The following is a 15102-nucleotide window of genomic DNA, read 5'->3' as shown; positions in this document are numbered from 1 at the left end:
GGCGGGCGTTCTGGTGGTCGATAATAAGAATTATCGTCCGCTCTGCTGGAAAACCTCGATAAAAGTTGTTTGAAAAATCAGGAACCGGGGGGAAATCCCGCGCCGGTTCCTGAGATGGTCTCGTTGGCTGAAACGTGCCGGGGATCAGATCTGTTCCAGGGCCTGTTTCAGGTCGTTGATGATGTCTTCCTGATCTTCCGTACCGACCGAAATCCGGATGAAGTCCGGGGTGACGCCCGAGCTGAGCTGCTCTTCGGGAGTCAGCTGCTGGTGAGTCGTGCTGGACGGATGGATGATCAGAGACTTGCTGTCGCCCACATTGGCGAGATGCGAGAACAGTTTGACGCTGTTGATCAGTTTGATGCCATTGGCCTGCTGCTGTTCCGGGGTATCACCCTGGATGCCGAATCCGAAGACCGCCCCAGAGCCCTTGGGCAGATATTTCTGCGCCAGCTTGTAGTCCGGATGCGATTCGAGTCCGCTGTAGTTCACCCAGGAGACCTTGGGATGGCTTTCCAGGAACTTCGCGACGGCCAGAGCATTCTGACAGTGCCGCTCCATGCGCAGGTGCAGCGTTTCCAGTCCCTGCAACAGCTGGAAGGCGTTGAAGGGGCTCATTGCCGGTCCCAGATCGCGGAGGAGCTGGACCCGGATTTTGAGGATGTAGGCCAGGTTCATGGGACCAAACGTCTCATAGAATTTAAGACCGTGATAACTGGGATCGGGTTCGGTCAAACCGGGGAATTTTCCGTTGTCCCAGGGGAAGTCACCTTTTTCGACGATGATCCCGCCGATCGAGGTACCGTGACCACCGATGAACTTGGTACAGGAAGCCACGACGATGTCGGCTCCGTGTTCGAAGGGCCGGAACAGGTAAGGGGAGGCCAGGGTGGTGTCGACGATTACGGGGATGCCGGCTTCGTGGGCGATTGCGGCGATGGCTTCGAAGTCGGCCACGTCACACCGCGGGTTACCCAGGGCTTCGAGGTAGATGGCGCGGGTGTCGTCATCGATGGCTTTGCGGAAGTTTTCGGGATCGCTCTGATCGACGAATTTCGCCTGGATGCCGTACTTGGGGAACGTGTAGTGGAACAGGTTGTAGGTTCCGCCATACAGGCTGGAGGAAGAGACGATGTTCTGACCGCTCTCGACGATGTTCATGATCGCCAGCGATTCAGCAGCCTGTCCAGAGGCGACCGCCAGGGCACCAGCGCCCCCTTCGAGCAGTGCGAGGCGTTTTTCGAGCACGTCGGTGGTGGGGTTCATCAGGCGGGTGTAGATGTTCCCGAATTCCTGCAGGCCGAACAGTCTGGCCGCGTGATCAGTATCATTAAAGGTGTAGGAGGTCGTCTGGTAGATAGGAACGGCGCGGGAATTGGTGGCGCTGTCGGGTTCCTGACCGCCATGCAGACAGAGAGTCGCTAATTTCAATGCTTCGGCATCCATTGTCTAATAACCTTCTTATAAGGGTGTGATCTGGCTTGTTCTCAAGCACCAAAGTAATTCAGAGAACTCGATCCACGATAACGACATTGGCTGAAGTGAGCAGAATGTGCCGGGATGAGCTTCAATTGAGGCGAATTTTGCAGAGGAAAACAGCCCCTCGGAGTATCCGTCATCCTATCGATGTTGAAAGTAAAAAACAATTCGCCCGCGGCGTTCTTGTGTTTGAATGTGCCATTCCCGGAAAAGGAGTGAAATTCAACGAAAAAGAGTTAAGAAAATCAAATCTGGTGAAAAACGGGAGAAGCGAATTATTGCCAATTCCCCTTTGGGTGGGGGGATGATATCCTGAGTACTGACCATTCGATTCTCATTTCCCGTTGATACTCTGTGGTGAAGAAAGTACGACTTATGAGAGAGTTACGACCTGTGAACGTATTCCGCAACGTGTTGCCTCTGTTTCTCGTCTGTTTCGGCATGACCGCATCCGCCCACGCCAACCCGCCCGAAAACACCACCGCCGACCAGCCCGGCCTGGTGAAACAGGAGTTCGTGTATACCGATGCGTCGTTCCCTTCCTGCCATGCCTCGACGATTGTGGAGACACCCAAAGGCCTGGTGTGTGCTTTCTTCGGCGGCACGCATGAGAAGAACCCGGATGTAGAGATCTGGGTGTGCCGCAACGAGGGTGATGGCTGGACGGCTCCCGTGAGTGTCGCGGATGGCGTGGAGAGTGACTCGAAGCGGTATCCCTGCTGGAATCCGGTGCTGTTTCAGACAAAACCGGGCACACTGCTGCTGTTTTACAAGGTCGGTCCTAATCCGAGTGAATGGTGGGGCATGCTGAAAATCTCCCACGACAACGGCAAAACCTGGGGGCCTGCAAAACGGCTGCCGGACGGCTTTGTCGGTCCTGTTAAAAATAAACCGTTCCTGCTGGCCGACGGCACTTTGCTCTGTCCCGCGAGTACCGAACACAACGGCTGGCAGTTGCAGATGGAGTGGACTCCCGATCTCGGTAAGACCTGGCATCGGACCGGTCCGTTGAACGACGGGCACAAAATCGGTGCGATTCAGCCCTCCGTCCTCAAATATGGCGACAAGCTGCAGATTCTCTGTCGGAGCCGCCAGGGGAAGATCGTCGAAGCCTGGTCGGAAGACAATGGCCGTTCGTGGGGTGAAGTCACGATGACCTCGCTGCCCAACCCGAACAGCGGCACCGACGCGGTTACCCTGAAAGATGGTCGTGCATTGCTGGTTTATAACCCAACGAAGAAAGGCCGCAGCCCGCTGCATGTGGCGGTTTCGGAAGACGGTAAACACTGGTCGACGGCCCTGGTGCTGGAAGATCAGAAGGGGGAATACTCTTACCCGGCTGTGATTCAGACCGACGACGGTAAGGTGCACATCACCTACACCTGGAAGCGGGATCTGGTCAAGCATGTGGTGCTGGACCCCAGTCAGCTCAAACTCAAGGCGATCGACTGAGAGGCGTGAGCGTTGGCTGAAGAAAAACGAGTTCCCCCCCACCGCAGGATGCTGCTCTGGCTGGTGCTGCAATGGATTCTCCAGGTGATCTTTGGAATCTGGCTGCGGTACCGGGCGCGCCATGAAGAGCGTCTGCCTGCCCAGGGGGGCGGGGTGCTGGTCAGTAATCACCAGAGTTTTCTCGATCCACTGCTGATCGGTCTGCCTTTGAGTCGACCGATCAGCTTCATGGCGCGGGATTCCCTGTTTCGGATTCCGCTGCTGGGGCCTTTCCTGCGGTACACGTATGTGATTCCGATCAGCCGCCGGTCGGCGAGTTCGACCAGTTTCCGGGCCGCAATCGAGAATATCGAGAACGGAAACCTGGTGGGAATCTTCCCCGAGGGGACCCGTTCCGAGGACGGGGAGGTCCAGCGTTTCAAGCCAGGGTTTCTGGCACTGCTGAAGCGGACCGATGCCGCCATTTACCCGATTGGGATTGCGGGGGCCTACCAGGCACTGCCGCGGGGGGCGTGGTTTCTGCATCCGCGGGCGGTACGCGTGGTCTTTGGCGAACCGATCCCGGCGGCGACGGTCAAGGAGTACTGTGCGCGGGGGGCCGAGAAAGATCTGCTGGCCCTGACACATGAGCGGGTGATCGCCTGTCAGCGCGAGGCGGCAATCTGGCTGGATCCTGAGTCGCAGGACTGATTTTGACCCGATTTCGCCCTGATTTCCGGGGGAGTCGGGATTGTCAATTCAGTCAGAGTCCACTATGGTTTGCGCTACGGATTGGACGTCTTCTCTTAGCGTTGACAGCACATCGATTTTTAACAGCAGGGGCTGATTATGTCGGAACGGATTCTGAGTATTTCTGGTTTACGGGGTGTCGTGGGAAACGGTTTGACTCCCGATTACCTGACCCGCTTTGCCGCCGCGGTGGGAACGATTGCCGACCAGGGGACCGTGGTACTCTCGCGTGACGGACGTGGCAGTGGTCGGATGGTGCGGCATGCGGTCATTTCCGGTCTGCTGGCGACGGGCTGCAAGGTGATTGACGCCGACATCGCGACAACGCCGACCTGCGGCGTACTGGTGACACATCTGAAAGCCGCGGGGGGGATTCAGATCACGGCGAGCCATAATCCGATCCCCTGGAACGGACTCAAACCGTTTTCGCCCGAAGGTTCGGTTTACAACCAGGAGCAGGGAGAGCGGCTGCTGGATGTGCTCAACAATGAGAAGTTCAACTTTGTCTCCTGGGATCAGTTGGGAGAGGTAGAGCGCTACGAAAACGCAGCTGGTCCCCATATCGAACGGGTACTGGCATTGATTGACCAGGCGGCGATTCAGCAGCGGAAGTTCAAAGTGGTGCTGGACTGTAATCATGGTTCCGGTGGTGTGGCGACGCCGCATCTATTGGAAGCGCTGGGCTGTGAAGTGATTGTGCTGGGTGGTACGCCAGACGGTAATTTCGCACATACTCCCGAGCCGCTGAAGGAGAACCTGACCTCACTCTGTGAAGAAGTGGTCAAGCAGGGCGCGGATGCGGGCTTTGCCCAGGATCCCGATGCAGATCGACTGGCGATTGTGGATGAGACGGGGCGGTACATCGGCGAAGAGCTGACGCTGGCCCTGGGAGCCGACTACGTGCTGGCCCGGACTCCGGGACCGATTGTGGTGAATGGTTCCACCAGCCGAGTGACGGCGGATATTGCGGCGAAGTACGATTGCCCCTTCTTCCGTTCCTATGTGGGTGAAGCGCACGTCTGTGCGAAGATGAAACAGGAAAAGGCGATCATCGGCGGCGAAGGGAATGGTGGGGTGATTGATCCCAAGGTCGGTTTTGTGCGAGACAGCTATGTGAGCATGGCCTACGTGCTGGCGGGGCTGGCCGCTTCAAAACAGACGCTGTCTGCCTGGGCCGATTCGCTGCCGCAATACAGTATTGTGAAGAACAAAATCACCTGTCCCCGCGAAAAGGTGGCCGAGGCGTGTGCGGCGCTGGAGAAACATTTCGACTCGGCAACGGCCTCGTCGGGCGATGGCCTGCGTCTGGACTGGGACGACCGCTGGGTACAGGTACGGGCGAGCAACACGGAGCCGATCATCCGGGTCATCGCGGAAGCACCGCAAAACGATGAGGCCCAGCAGTTGTGCGAAGCGGCGATGGAGATCGTGGGTTCGGCAGTGGCTTAAGTTTTTATTATCTACCACGGCCAGAACGAACGGTACGAAAGTTGGTGATCTGCCGAGGAAGTGTTTGATCTTTGAATCTGTGGCTTCGTATAATCGGGGCATGACAGATCGCAGACATTTCATCAAGACGGCAGCGGGGCTGGGTGCTTCGCTTTCCCTGTTTACGAACCTGAAGGTACGCGCGCAGGAGGGACCCGCTCCCCGCCGACCTTTGATCCTGTGCAGCCGGGGTGAGGAGTGGGCCGAGAAGGTCCTGCGTCCCGGGTGGAACGTGTTCGAGAAGGGGGGCGATATTCTCGACGCGGTGGAAGAATCCGCGCGGGTGACGGAACTGGATCCCGAAGATCAGTCGGTAGGCTATGGCGGCTTGCCGAATGAGGAAGGGGTGGTGCAGCTCGATGCCTGCTTCATGGATGGTCGGACGCATAACTGCGGCTCCGTGGCGGCACTGGAGATGATTAAGACGCCGTCCTCGGTCGCGCGACTGGTGATGGAACGGACCGATCACATTCACCTGGTAGGTGAGGGGGCCCGCAAGTTTGCGCGGGCGCATGGCTTCAAGGAAGAGAACCTGCTGACGGACAAATCGCGGAAGATGTGGCTCCGCTGGAAGGAGAATCTGAGCGACAAGGACGACTGGTTCCCGCCGAAAGACGGCAATTACGATCTGGAGAAACGGCCGACCGGCACGATCAACATTCTGGCGCTGGACAGCAAAGGGGATCTGGCGGGCTGCACGACGACCTCGGGGTTGTTCGGGAAGCTGCCGGGCCGGATTGGGGATTCGCCGATTATTGGCGCGGGTCTGTATGTGGACAACGAAGTGGGAGCCGCGGGTGCGACGGGCCGGGGTGAAGAGATTCTGCGAACCTGCGGGAGCTTCTTCGTCGTGGAACAGATGCGGGCCGGTAAGAGCCCCCGTGAGGCGTGCGAAGCGCTGTGTCACCGCATCGTGAAGATCAACGGCGGCCCGGAGAAGGTGAACTTCACCGATAAGATCGTGGCGATCAATAAGAATGGCGAAGCGGGCTGCTTTGCGATTCAGGGTCGGAAAGACAAGCCCCCCAAGGCGGCAGTGATTACCGAAGCGGGGATTCAAATTATTGAGGGTGGCTATCTGATTGAGGCGGGGTAGGTGCGTGTGCTGATCTGGTATTTAAGAACCACGAAAGGCACGAAATACACGAAAAGATTAGTTAAGTAGTAGCTTTACTCAGTCAGAATAAAGCCCTGTAAGAGAGACAACATGTACCTTGATGATCATTACAAAAATCTCGATGTAACAAGCCTGATTCAATACTTTGACAATGCGGATCCCAATCGAGCAGCAAATATGTTCTTCACCGATGCTGTTGGAGCATTTGCGCACAAATGTACGTATTTCGAAGATGAAGAAATTGATTCTGCTCTTTTAATTAAGGTATGTGGACAACCTGACGAAACGATCCTTTTTGAAGATTTTGAGATTTGGACTTATTCATGGTTTGGCAGGCATGGTTATAATTTTTATTTATCGTTCACACCATTTAAGATTCAATCGGGTTTAGTCCAACTATTTATAACTGATGAAAGTGATTCCAATAAAATCAACAGTGAAGAAATCATTGATAGATACGTGAAAAAGCGTAATCTGAACCTGACATCAAGAATCACAATTGAGAGTGATGAGTAATTGTTCTATTCAATTGATATTGGATTCATGCCTATCAATTGAGTAACTTCGAAATACACGCATTTTCTTTCACATCACTCTCTTCACTCTAGGGCCACAACATAAACAGGGCCATCAGGATCATGGCTGTGTTTTCGATGATCGTCACTGCGGACATGGGCAGGTTGAAGACCGTTCCCAGGCAGGCACATTGAATTGCCTGGCGTTTGCGGACTGCCTGCAGGACTCCGATTAAGCCGACACCCATGACTGTGGCGGTGACCAGATTCACGATGGTCGGAAAGACGCCCAGAATGAATGCGATGCCGAGTGCAAACTCCAGAAAGGGGTAGAGCATGGCGTAGAGACGCGATCGCCTGGCCACGATGTCGTAGGTCGCGAAGGCATCTGCAAACTTGCTGACATCGAGCAGTTTGAAGAACGCGAAGCCCAGGAAGAAGCAGCCCATAAAGTAACGCATGAAGTTTTCGAGCGTCGCGCCTGAATTTTGCATCGAAGTTAAAATTGCGGCGGCACCAGCCACATAGAACACGACCAGCAGCAGCGGCCTGTAGGTTGCCAGGCTGAACTTTGGTTTCTCTTCTGTAACAGGCGCAGGTTCACTCTGCAGGATTTCCAGACCGGGCTGGGGGTTCTCTACGATGGCTGCCTCATAGCCGGCGTTCTTGACCACTTCGACCAGTTTCTCGGCAGGCTGGGCTCCGCTGACTTTCGCGGTGACCGTCTTTGCGGCGCTCGTGAGATCGGCTTTCCATTCGAAGATCTCGGGAGCCTGGTCCAGGGATGGCTGTAGTTTACTCAAACAGGACTGGCACTTGAGATTGGTTGATACCGTCACTTCCTGAAACTGTTCTGTCTGTTCAAGAGTCTGCATTCTATTATCTCCGTATCGGATGGATGATGGTTTATTTTTCAGCGGGAAGAATCGACAAAATGATGGGGCAGTCTTCCAGAGCCCCATGTCCCGAACACTTTTCATAGAGAGAGTCGAGTGTGTCAGCCAGTCTTTTGAGATCGTCGATTTTCTGACGAATCTCGGACAGCTTCTGTCCCGCCAGCTGCTTGACCTCACGTTTGGAGGAGCCGGGGTTGTCTGCAATGCTCAACAACTGTTCGACCTCAGCCAGCGTGAACCCCAGTTCCTGAGCCCGTTTGATGAACCGAATGCGATCGATGGTCTCCGGCGGATATTCCCGGAAGGGGGCTTTGATGCGTGGCTGGTCGACCAGACCTTTGCGTTCGTAAAAGCGGACTGTTTCGACTCCCACGCCAGCGGCCTGAGCGACACGTCCGATTGTTAATTGACTCATGTTTTACCTCCTGAAGCATTATAGACTCTGTACCATGGTACGGAGTCAAGCGGTAAAACGCACTCTTCAGGGAAAAATTATGACCGGGGAGGGCTCGACGAGAAATTATCAACATCCTGCCTGGTGTGTGAATCTGATTGACACTGCATGGCCTTCAGTTATGATTGATTGGGTACATATCTTCACGTGTCAGTCACAGCTCTATCGGTCCGTCAACCCGACCAGTCTGGTCGTCAGCCGAAAGGTCAACTCCGATGAGAGGCATTCCTGGTTTTATACCACGTCGGCTCATTACGCTCGCAATTCTTGCGGGTGTGTTTCTCTCTCCTGAGCTGGCGTCTGCCCAGCAGAACAAAAAGGCAGAGCTCAAGGAACACTACGTCTTTGAATTTGTGCGGGTCTTTTACACGAAGGAAGGAACGGGGGCGGTCTCTCCCATTGATGTGAACAAGAACGGTGTCTCAGATCAGGTGGAAAATGTCGCCAAACAGGTGTGGGCGGCGCATCAACTCTTCTGCCGCGCTCTGGAGTTTCCTGATCCATTTGAAAGTGAACGGTTTCAAGGTGTGAACTGTATTCAGGTCAGCATCAGGGATCGCAAGGAAATGGGGGGCCTGAACGGGATTGCTTACTCGAGTGCGCAGCGTGCGCGCAAGATACCTGAGGGGAACCCCAAGGACCGCTGTATTGTGATGGCGATTTCCAGTCAGCTCGATCCCACGAAAAACGTCACTCCCACCCATGAGACGTTTCACCTGGTGCAATATGGCGCAACGCAGTTCAAAAACACCTGGTTTCTGGAAGGAATGGCACGCTGGGCCGAACATGGGACCGGGAAGGAGGGCATCGGCGAAATCAAATACTCTCCCAAAGGTCCCTGGCCACAAATACCGGCGCATCTGGCTCAGCTGGCGAAAATGAAATCTGAGTCCGAGCACGTTTTGTGGAATCCGATTGCAGCCGGCACCGACCGCGACGGTTCTCTCTCTACGCAAATGCTGGGGAAAATACTAGCCAGTCTCACCTATGCCGATGGAACTCCTGTGCTGAGGGATCGATTTCTGCAAGGAGGGAAAGTCATGCGAGACATCATCGTTGAGCTCGGCAAGATGGATGATGTTGCATTCAAAGATCTGAAACTTGATAAATGGACTGAAGATAATCGCAGGGCTCTGGAAAACAACCCTTATATTTACAAGGCGATCATGGATGCCTTGCGTAAGCAGGGGGTTAAGGTGGGCGAATACGAGATTCCAGCAGAGCTGAAACGTTAGCGGGTGGATGCTGTTGAAATTCGCTTTCGTTGTTCAGGAGGGGAGTAGAAACTTTTCCTAGTAATGCAGGCAACTCTGACAATTTCCTGCTCGCTGCGCTCGGCCCGAAATACATTCGGGCCTACCTGTTCTAATTTCTCAGTTGGAACTGCGGGAATCCGTTTACTTCTTCAGTACCGTATCGAAGAGTTGATAGGCTTTCTGTCGTTGTTCTTCCGGGAAGTTGTGATCGCAGTCCGGGTGGTCGATGACGAGTTTGCCTTTGGCGTCCAGCAGTTCGTAGATGGGGCGGGCTGCGTTTGCGCATTTGTCGACGCTTTTCCAGCGGAAGTTGGAATCGTGCAGGGGCGCGTTGACGTAGACCGGGCGGGGGGCCATGACGCCGAGCAGTTCGGTGAAATCGAAGGGGATTTCGTCGAGTCTACCGCGGTAGTCTGACATGCGGGGCATGTAGCGGATCTGGCACCAGCCTTTGCCGAAATACCAGACGCGTTCGGCGGCGTCATAATAGTCGCGATAGGAATCGAAGCCGCAGCTGCTAACGATGGCGGTGACGCGGGGATCGAAGACGGCGGTGTAGATCGCGTTGTGGCCGCCCAGGGAGTGTCCGATGGCGCCGACACCCTGGCTCATATCGACTGTGTCCAGAGATGCCAGCAGGTCGATGGCGCGGGAGTTATCCCAGATGGCTTTCATCGTACCGCTGACAAAGCCGAGTTTGCCCAGGTTGGGCCAGTAATTCGCAAGATGCGGGTAGGCAGGGGCGATGGTGACATAGCCGCGTTCCGCGAGTTCGGCGGCGTAATTACGACCGGCGCGGCCTCCCAGCCCGAGGGCGACCTTATGGCCGACCTTGTTGTCGGTGGGATGCAGACAGAGGACCGCGGGGACCTTGTGATCCTGACTGGCGGTGTGAGGAATACAGAGATAGGCGGGCGTACGGGAATCGGGGCCGGACTGGTAGGTAATCAGCTTGCGCGTGTAGTTGTCGAGCTTGACCTCTTCGAGGACTTCGATGTCGAGCGGAACCCGTTGATCGTCACCCGGGAAGGGGCCCATGACCGTTTCCATACCGCGAATGATTTCCTGCCTGCGTTGTTTCCAGTCGTCCGGTGTGGTGACCTTCTGAACTTTTCCGGATCCGTCACGGTACTGGAGCAAGTCATCAGGATTGAGCCGCGGTGTTTGTGCGTAGACGGAAACCGAACAGAGGACGGGGAGCAGCAGAGCGGTGAGGAACGTATTTTTGAGAGCAGAGAGCATGGATGACTCCTTGGCATGGCAGGCGATCTTAAGTGGCAGGAGAGACGCTGTTGTTATTTAACAAAAGTAACGACTGGGGGCAGGTGAATCAAGCGGATTGAATGTGAGCACAGCGTCGTTTGTTGTCTGGACAGGTCCATTCTCTAGTTTCCAATCACAATCGGTAGTACGAAAGACGAGGGAAACTCTCTGGGCAGTGTGCGTTCAAACGGGTAAACTTGGATTTCTGATGAAATCCTTCAAACGCGTTTCCACTTTTCATTAATTAGCAATTCGAGACAAGCCCCATGCTGAAGCACATCATCGAGAAACGACTGCCTTTGTTTGTTGAATTCTTCAGTTCGTTTATGCGCTACGCCTCGTATGTCCGCGAAGTCATTGTGGCCCTGCTGTTGATTCTGCTACTGGGGGCTTTCCTGATCTGGCGGTTTGAGAACCTGAGCTTCGGAGACGCCGTCTATTTCTCGATGATTACCGGTCTGACCATCGGCTATGGTGATATAACGCCCGAGACGCCGATGGGGAAAATCATCAGCGTGGGGATAGGCCTGGTAGGGATGATTGTCGTCGGATTAGTTATTGCCATCGCGACGCGGTCCCTGCATGAGACAGCGAAACGGCACATGGATCTGGAACACGAAGCGTCAGGTTCAGAGCATCACAAATCTACTTGAGGTAGTCTTTGAGTTTGAAGTGCACGAAGTGTCGCTGATAGGCTTCTTCCTGTTTCTCGGCATACGAGACCCAGAACTCCAGCGCGGTGGCGTCGTAGACGACATCCAGGATATTGCCCCCTTTGATGGGAATCTGACAGGCGATGTCCCGCATTTCCTCCGCTCCGATCTTGCCATAGACTTTCTGCAACGGTTGAAACGCGCCGCGGCCTTCGTCCTGGTAGACCAGGTTTTTCATGACCGCCGGCGCGAGTTCGTCGGCTGGGTCGTTGTCCCGCCAGATCACCAGATCGGGCGCATGTGCCAGCATTTTAACGGCCTGGCGAGTGGAGCCGTCCCCGACGACATAGTGATATTTCTTGATCCGCTTCGCCTGCTTGAAGAGATCGATGGCCTCGTCCAGATTATTGGCGTCGTACATCACCTGCCGAAACAGAGTTGTAAAATGGACGCCGTTCATTTCGAAAGGAAAGTCCTTGCCCGGGGAATCTCCCATTTCCGACAGCACGATGCCTTTGGCATTAATCCCCGTGTTGGCGCCGAGAAATCCGGCGAAGGTGATATTCACATGAGGAATTCCCTGTTTGGGAATGTAAACGGTGATTCAGGGATAGTCCTGCGCGCCCAGTTCCATTGTCCAGTCGAGATTGCGTGTCTGATAAAGGTGGCCATCTTTCGTCGCTGCGCCCCAGGCGGCGATACCGCTGCAGGAATAATCCATGACGACAGGTAACGCGTGCGCCCGTTGCAACGTTTTCAAAGGAAGGCCAGTCCCCTCAGCGAAGCCGCGGAGTTCTTCTTTGAAGCGGACATCGGTATGCGGTGCGATCGCGTTCCAGGCGGTATCAAGATGGGCATCGGAGGCACGTTCTGGACCGGCGGCCTGTACTTTCTGCAGCAGTGAGTTGATCATCTGCGTGGCTTCTTCCCGGATCAGTTTTCCCTGTTGCAGACCCATCTCATAGGGAGTGCCTGAGACCACGATGACGGGAATGCGATCGGCGCCGGTTCCAATGGAGGTCCGATAGCCGTCTGCCTGCAGGTGACCAGCACGAGTAAAGCAGGCGAGAGATAGCACGATCAAAACCAGGAAGCAGCGGCGCATGATAGCGTTCCCCGAGTAAGAAGTGTCAATGCATAAGGGGTCAGGCGAAGTAGAAGCACGTCGTCCAGTTTATTGTAATCGCTACCGGCAGTGATGCCAGCATTGTCTGGCTGCGCGGGACAAAAATGTACCGCCCCGGAACGTTCCAGGTTCGTCCTAATCTCTCACCTGAAAAGGGATCCGGGGCGGTATCCCGCTACCACACATTGACTTCAACTACTCCTGCCTGTCTCATCAGGAGTTGCGCAAAGAGTTACTCACGAAATTTGAAGAGGGATTACTCAGCGAGCGGGGGATGCTGAACCGGGGGGACCAGGTTTTTCCGAGAGCGTGATTTTTTGCCTCGAAAGCGACTGAAGCCCCTCAGTGTCTCTGCCTGGAAGAATTCCACGAACTGGCGACCGATGTCGGTCTGCGCCAGTTCGGCTGCCAGCTCTATGGAGCGTGAGTGAGACATTCCCGAGCGACAGACCACCTTGAACAGGGTTTTCAGATCCTGTTGCTCTGCGGTTGAAATGCCCCGCCGCGCCAGACCGACGGCATTCAGGCCGATGATTTCGCCCTGGTGATCCGTCATCGTGAAGGGGGGGACATCGCGGCTGATCATGGCAACGCCTCCCAGCATGGCGAGTTGTCCGACGCGTACAAACTGATGAATGCCGACGTTGCCGGAAATGATTGCCTGGGGTCCGATCTGCACGTGACCGCCGAGCAGGGCACCGCTGACGAGTGTGACTTCATCCGCCAGGATGCAGTCGTGGGCCACGTGGGAACAGGTCATCAGGTGACAGTCGTTGCCGACGACCGTCGTCGCCTGTGCGATACTGGCCCGGTGGATGGTGACCGACTCACGAATCACACAGCCCTGGCCAATGCGACAGTAGCTGATCGCCCCGGTATATTTTCGGTCCTGGGGCGTATCTCCGATGACGGCGTGGGCATGAATTTGACAATCGGAGCCGATGTCTGTATTTCCCATGACGACCACGGAGGGTCCCAGGTGACAGTTGGCTCCGATACGCACCGGGCCCTCAATGACGACGTGGGGGCCGATGTGACACGTCGGGTGGACGACGGCATCGGGATGGATATAAGCAGTTGGATGGACGCGCATGAGAATCCTCATTTCAGTCCGACAGCGCACTCAACTGCGGCTGTCAGGGAAAACGGTGTTTGCCGAAAACGAAATGCGGTTCATTGCTTAACAATGAAAATGCGCAATTCCGCTCTGGCTCAGTTTTCCAAATGAGAAATTCTGAAAGGGGAGACAGGAGGAACGATCCGCGGTGCGGGCCAGGCAGGCGATGCTGCGGTCCGGGGTGCTGCTGAAGAGTGTTCCCCAGGTTTCGGCTGAACTCCAGACACACAACTTGAGCGGCTGGGCCTGGGAGGTGAATGGGGATCCAAAAGCGGAACTGGAACCCTCTTCCGGATCCACATCAAGGGGACCATCGTCGTAATCATCCGGGAGATCACAGCCGAGCAGGATGAAATCGAGGTCGAAAGAATGGTCCAGCACGGCAAAACGGAGGGAAGCGGTCTGGCCACTGGCAAGGTTGTCACCATCGCAGACCGGGAACGGGGCGTGCACCGTGGTTGCCACCATCCAGATGATTGCGATTTTGCGTAGCCAGTTCATTGAGACAGATTCCTTCCGAGAAACAGCATGAACTATCTTGGAGGGAGTTCCCTTTGTCAAGCCTGAATGCCGGAAGGCGGCCTGGTTCAGAGCAGGGCACTACGGATGAGCCACCACGTGTAGCCGATGTAACAGGCCAGAAGCAGAGCACCTTCGTAACGGTTGATGCGTCCCGGGCCTCCCCAGCCACGTCCCAGAATGAACAGGGAAAAGGTCAGCGCCAGCATGACCATCACGTCGCGGGAAAAGACTTCTCCATTCACGGAAATCGGGTGAATCACCCCAGCCAGGCCGACCACGGCCAGCGTGTTGAACATGTTGGAGCCGATGACATTGCCGACGGCGATGTCAAATTCCCCTTTGCGGGTGGCGATGATCGAAGACGCCAGTTCGGGCAGTGAAGTGCCTGCGGCCACGATCGTCAGGCCGATAATCAGGTCACTCACGCCAAAGTAGCGGGCCAGGAAAACAGCCCCCCAGACCAGCATCCGGGAACTGACGACCAGCAGTACCAGTCCGACGAGCAGCCAGATTACGGCGCTGCGGATGGGCATGGTATGACTGGAGAGTTCGCGTTCCATTTCGGCTTCGAGTTCGTCGGTCGGATTGCGGACGGCCTGCCAGATCGTCCAGCCCATGAGGAAGGCAAAGACCGATAAGAGGACAATTGCATCCAGACGACTGATGTGTCCATCCCAGATCTGCCAGGCAGAGAGCAGGGTACAACCGCCCAGAACAGGTAATTCTTTGCGGAGGATCTTGGACTGTACCGTCAGTGGATTAATGAGCGCTGTCAGACCGAGGATCAGGGCGATATTGGTAATATTCGATCCGTAAGCATTCCCGAGAGCGACGCCGGCGTTCCCTTCGGAGGCGGAGATGACTGAGACCACCATTTCAGGCAGCGAAGTACCAAAGCCGACAACGACCATGCCGATCAACAGGGGGGACATACCAAAATAGCGTGACGTCGCAGCAGCACCATCGATGAAGCGGTCTGTACTCCAGATCAATAATGCGAGTCCGGCGATAATCGCGATAAAGGCAAGCAACATG

16 protein-coding genes are annotated in these 15102 nt (G+C 55.4%); 7 read left to right on the top strand and 9 right to left on the bottom strand.

The genetic code is table 11. The annotated features are described in order from the left end of the window. Window positions 1-144 precede the first annotated feature (144 nt). Window positions 145-1446 (bottom strand): O-acetylhomoserine aminocarboxypropyltransferase/cysteine synthase family protein, encoded by a 1302-nt coding sequence (locus tag FYZ48_RS10795; protein ID WP_149340200.1) that lies wholly within the window; start codon window positions 1444-1446, stop codon window positions 145-147. 408 nt (window positions 1447-1854) lie between these two features. On the opposite strand from FYZ48_RS10795, the gene FYZ48_RS10790 reads away from it, so the two are divergent. The 5 genes from FYZ48_RS10790 (at window position 1855) to FYZ48_RS10770 (ending at window position 6781) form a co-directional block, all read left to right on the top strand. Then, the gene (locus tag FYZ48_RS10790; RefSeq protein WP_242022573.1) at window positions 1855-2931 is read left to right on the top strand and encodes a sialidase family protein; all 1077 of its coding nucleotides are present in this window, start codon (window positions 1855-1857) and stop codon (window positions 2929-2931) included. Window positions 2932-2943: 12 nt separating this feature from the next. Continuing rightward, entirely contained in the window at window positions 2944-3621 is a 678-nt protein-coding gene (locus tag FYZ48_RS10785) for a lysophospholipid acyltransferase family protein (protein WP_149340198.1), read from the top strand. 138 nt (window positions 3622-3759) lie between these two features. Next, window positions 3760-5109, top strand: a complete 1350-nt coding sequence (gene glmM, locus FYZ48_RS10780; RefSeq protein ID WP_149340196.1) for a phosphoglucosamine mutase — start codon at window positions 3760-3762, stop codon at window positions 5107-5109. Window positions 5110-5173: 64 nt separating this feature from the next. Beyond that, window positions 5174-6244, top strand: a complete 1071-nt coding sequence (locus FYZ48_RS10775; protein WP_198422205.1) for a N(4)-(beta-N-acetylglucosaminyl)-L-asparaginase — start codon at window positions 5174-5176, stop codon at window positions 6242-6244. 111 nt (window positions 6245-6355) lie between these two features. Next, window positions 6356-6781 carry a hypothetical protein gene (locus tag FYZ48_RS10770; protein WP_149340194.1) on the top strand — a complete coding sequence of 142 codons (426 nt, stop codon included), beginning with the start codon at window positions 6356-6358 and terminating at the stop codon, window positions 6779-6781. A gap of 88 nt (window positions 6782-6869) precedes the next feature. Here the strand turns inward: FYZ48_RS10770 and FYZ48_RS10765 are convergent, their stop codons facing one another. Together FYZ48_RS10765 and FYZ48_RS10760 are read right to left on the bottom strand one after the other, a co-directional pair. Then, entirely contained in the window at window positions 6870-7655 is a 786-nt protein-coding gene (locus FYZ48_RS10765) for a heavy-metal-associated domain-containing protein (RefSeq protein ID WP_149340192.1), read from the bottom strand. 31 nt (window positions 7656-7686) lie between these two features. Continuing rightward, window positions 7687-8091 carry a MerR family DNA-binding protein gene (locus FYZ48_RS10760; protein ID WP_149340190.1) on the bottom strand — a complete coding sequence of 135 codons (405 nt, stop codon included), beginning with the start codon at window positions 8089-8091 and terminating at the stop codon, window positions 7687-7689. Window positions 8092-8345: 254 nt separating this feature from the next. On the opposite strand from FYZ48_RS10760, the gene FYZ48_RS10755 reads away from it, so the two are divergent. Then, on the top strand, window positions 8346-9365 hold the full coding sequence (locus tag FYZ48_RS10755) for a hypothetical protein (protein ID WP_149340188.1): 1020 nt from the start codon (window positions 8346-8348) through the stop codon (window positions 9363-9365). Between the two features lie 162 nt (window positions 9366-9527). Here the strand turns inward: FYZ48_RS10755 and FYZ48_RS10750 are convergent, their stop codons facing one another. Further along, complete coding sequence (locus tag FYZ48_RS10750; protein WP_149340186.1) at window positions 9528-10628, bottom strand: alpha/beta hydrolase; 1101 nt, start codon at window positions 10626-10628, stop codon at window positions 9528-9530. Between the two features lie 287 nt (window positions 10629-10915). Between FYZ48_RS10750 and FYZ48_RS10745 the strand changes: the two genes are divergently transcribed. Beyond that, a complete protein-coding gene (locus tag FYZ48_RS10745) occupies window positions 10916-11302 on the top strand; it encodes a potassium channel family protein (RefSeq protein WP_145041066.1) in 387 nt (128 codons plus the stop codon). Here FYZ48_RS10745 and FYZ48_RS10740 read toward each other — a convergent pair. The 5 genes from FYZ48_RS10740 to FYZ48_RS10720 form a co-directional block, all read right to left on the bottom strand. Further along, on the bottom strand, window positions 11295-11870 hold the full coding sequence (locus FYZ48_RS10740) for a hypothetical protein (RefSeq protein WP_149340184.1): 576 nt from the start codon (window positions 11868-11870) through the stop codon (window positions 11295-11297). The two genes, FYZ48_RS10745 and FYZ48_RS10740, sit on opposite strands and share 8 nt — an antisense overlap. Window positions 11871-11906: 36 nt before the next feature. After that, window positions 11907-12407, bottom strand: a complete 501-nt coding sequence (locus tag FYZ48_RS10735) for a hypothetical protein (RefSeq protein WP_149340181.1) — start codon at window positions 12405-12407, stop codon at window positions 11907-11909. A gap of 277 nt (window positions 12408-12684) precedes the next feature. Beyond that, the gene (gene lpxA, locus FYZ48_RS10730; RefSeq protein ID WP_149340179.1) at window positions 12685-13521 is read right to left on the bottom strand and encodes an acyl-ACP--UDP-N-acetylglucosamine O-acyltransferase; all 837 of its coding nucleotides are present in this window, start codon (window positions 13519-13521) and stop codon (window positions 12685-12687) included. 87 nt (window positions 13522-13608) lie between these two features. Beyond that, window positions 13609-14046, bottom strand: coding sequence for a hypothetical protein (locus tag FYZ48_RS10725; RefSeq protein WP_149340177.1), 438 nt, complete (start codon window positions 14044-14046; stop codon window positions 13609-13611). A gap of 86 nt (window positions 14047-14132) precedes the next feature. Beyond that, the gene (locus FYZ48_RS10720) at window positions 14133-15101 is read right to left on the bottom strand and encodes a calcium/sodium antiporter (protein WP_149340175.1); all 969 of its coding nucleotides are present in this window, start codon (window positions 15099-15101) and stop codon (window positions 14133-14135) included. Window position 15102: the final 1 nt, after the last annotated feature.

The organism is Gimesia chilikensis, assembly GCF_008329715.1.
GTDB lineage: Bacteria > Planctomycetota > Planctomycetia > Planctomycetales > Planctomycetaceae > Gimesia > Gimesia chilikensis.
Note: the sequence above shows the minus strand (reverse complement) of the source record. Positions and strands in the feature narration are given on the sequence as shown.

Bases quoted from the DNA above. Each gene is read 5' to 3' on its own strand.
- FYZ48_RS10725 (WP_149340177.1), bottom strand. From the start codon at position 14,046: ATGAACTGGCTACGCAAAATCGCAATCATCTGGATGGTGGCAACCACG.
- FYZ48_RS10735 (WP_149340181.1), bottom strand. From the start codon at position 12,407: ATGCGCCGCTGCTTCCTGGTTTTGATCGTGCTATCTCTCGCCTGCTTT.
- FYZ48_RS10795 (WP_149340200.1), bottom strand. From the start codon at position 1,446: ATGGATGCCGAAGCATTGAAATTAGCGACTCTCTGTCTGCATGGCGGT.
- FYZ48_RS10750 (WP_149340186.1), bottom strand. From the start codon at position 10,628: ATGCTCTCTGCTCTCAAAAATACGTTCCTCACCGCTCTGCTGCTCCCC.
- lpxA (WP_149340179.1), bottom strand. From the start codon at position 13,521: ATGCGCGTCCATCCAACTGCTTATATCCATCCCGATGCCGTCGTCCAC.
- FYZ48_RS10720 (WP_149340175.1), bottom strand. From the start codon at position 15,101: ATGTTGCTTGCCTTTATCGCGATTATCGCCGGACTCGCATTATTGATC.
- FYZ48_RS10770 (WP_149340194.1), top strand. From the start codon at position 6,356: ATGTACCTTGATGATCATTACAAAAATCTCGATGTAACAAGCCTGATT.
- FYZ48_RS10790 (WP_242022573.1), top strand. From the start codon at position 1,855: ATGAGAGAGTTACGACCTGTGAACGTATTCCGCAACGTGTTGCCTCTG.
- FYZ48_RS10765 (WP_149340192.1), bottom strand. From the start codon at position 7,655: ATGCAGACTCTTGAACAGACAGAACAGTTTCAGGAAGTGACGGTATCA.
- FYZ48_RS10760 (WP_149340190.1), bottom strand. From the start codon at position 8,091: ATGAGTCAATTAACAATCGGACGTGTCGCTCAGGCCGCTGGCGTGGGA.
- FYZ48_RS10745 (WP_145041066.1), top strand. From the start codon at position 10,916: ATGCTGAAGCACATCATCGAGAAACGACTGCCTTTGTTTGTTGAATTC.
- glmM (WP_149340196.1), top strand. From the start codon at position 3,760: ATGTCGGAACGGATTCTGAGTATTTCTGGTTTACGGGGTGTCGTGGGA.
- FYZ48_RS10755 (WP_149340188.1), top strand. From the start codon at position 8,346: ATGAGAGGCATTCCTGGTTTTATACCACGTCGGCTCATTACGCTCGCA.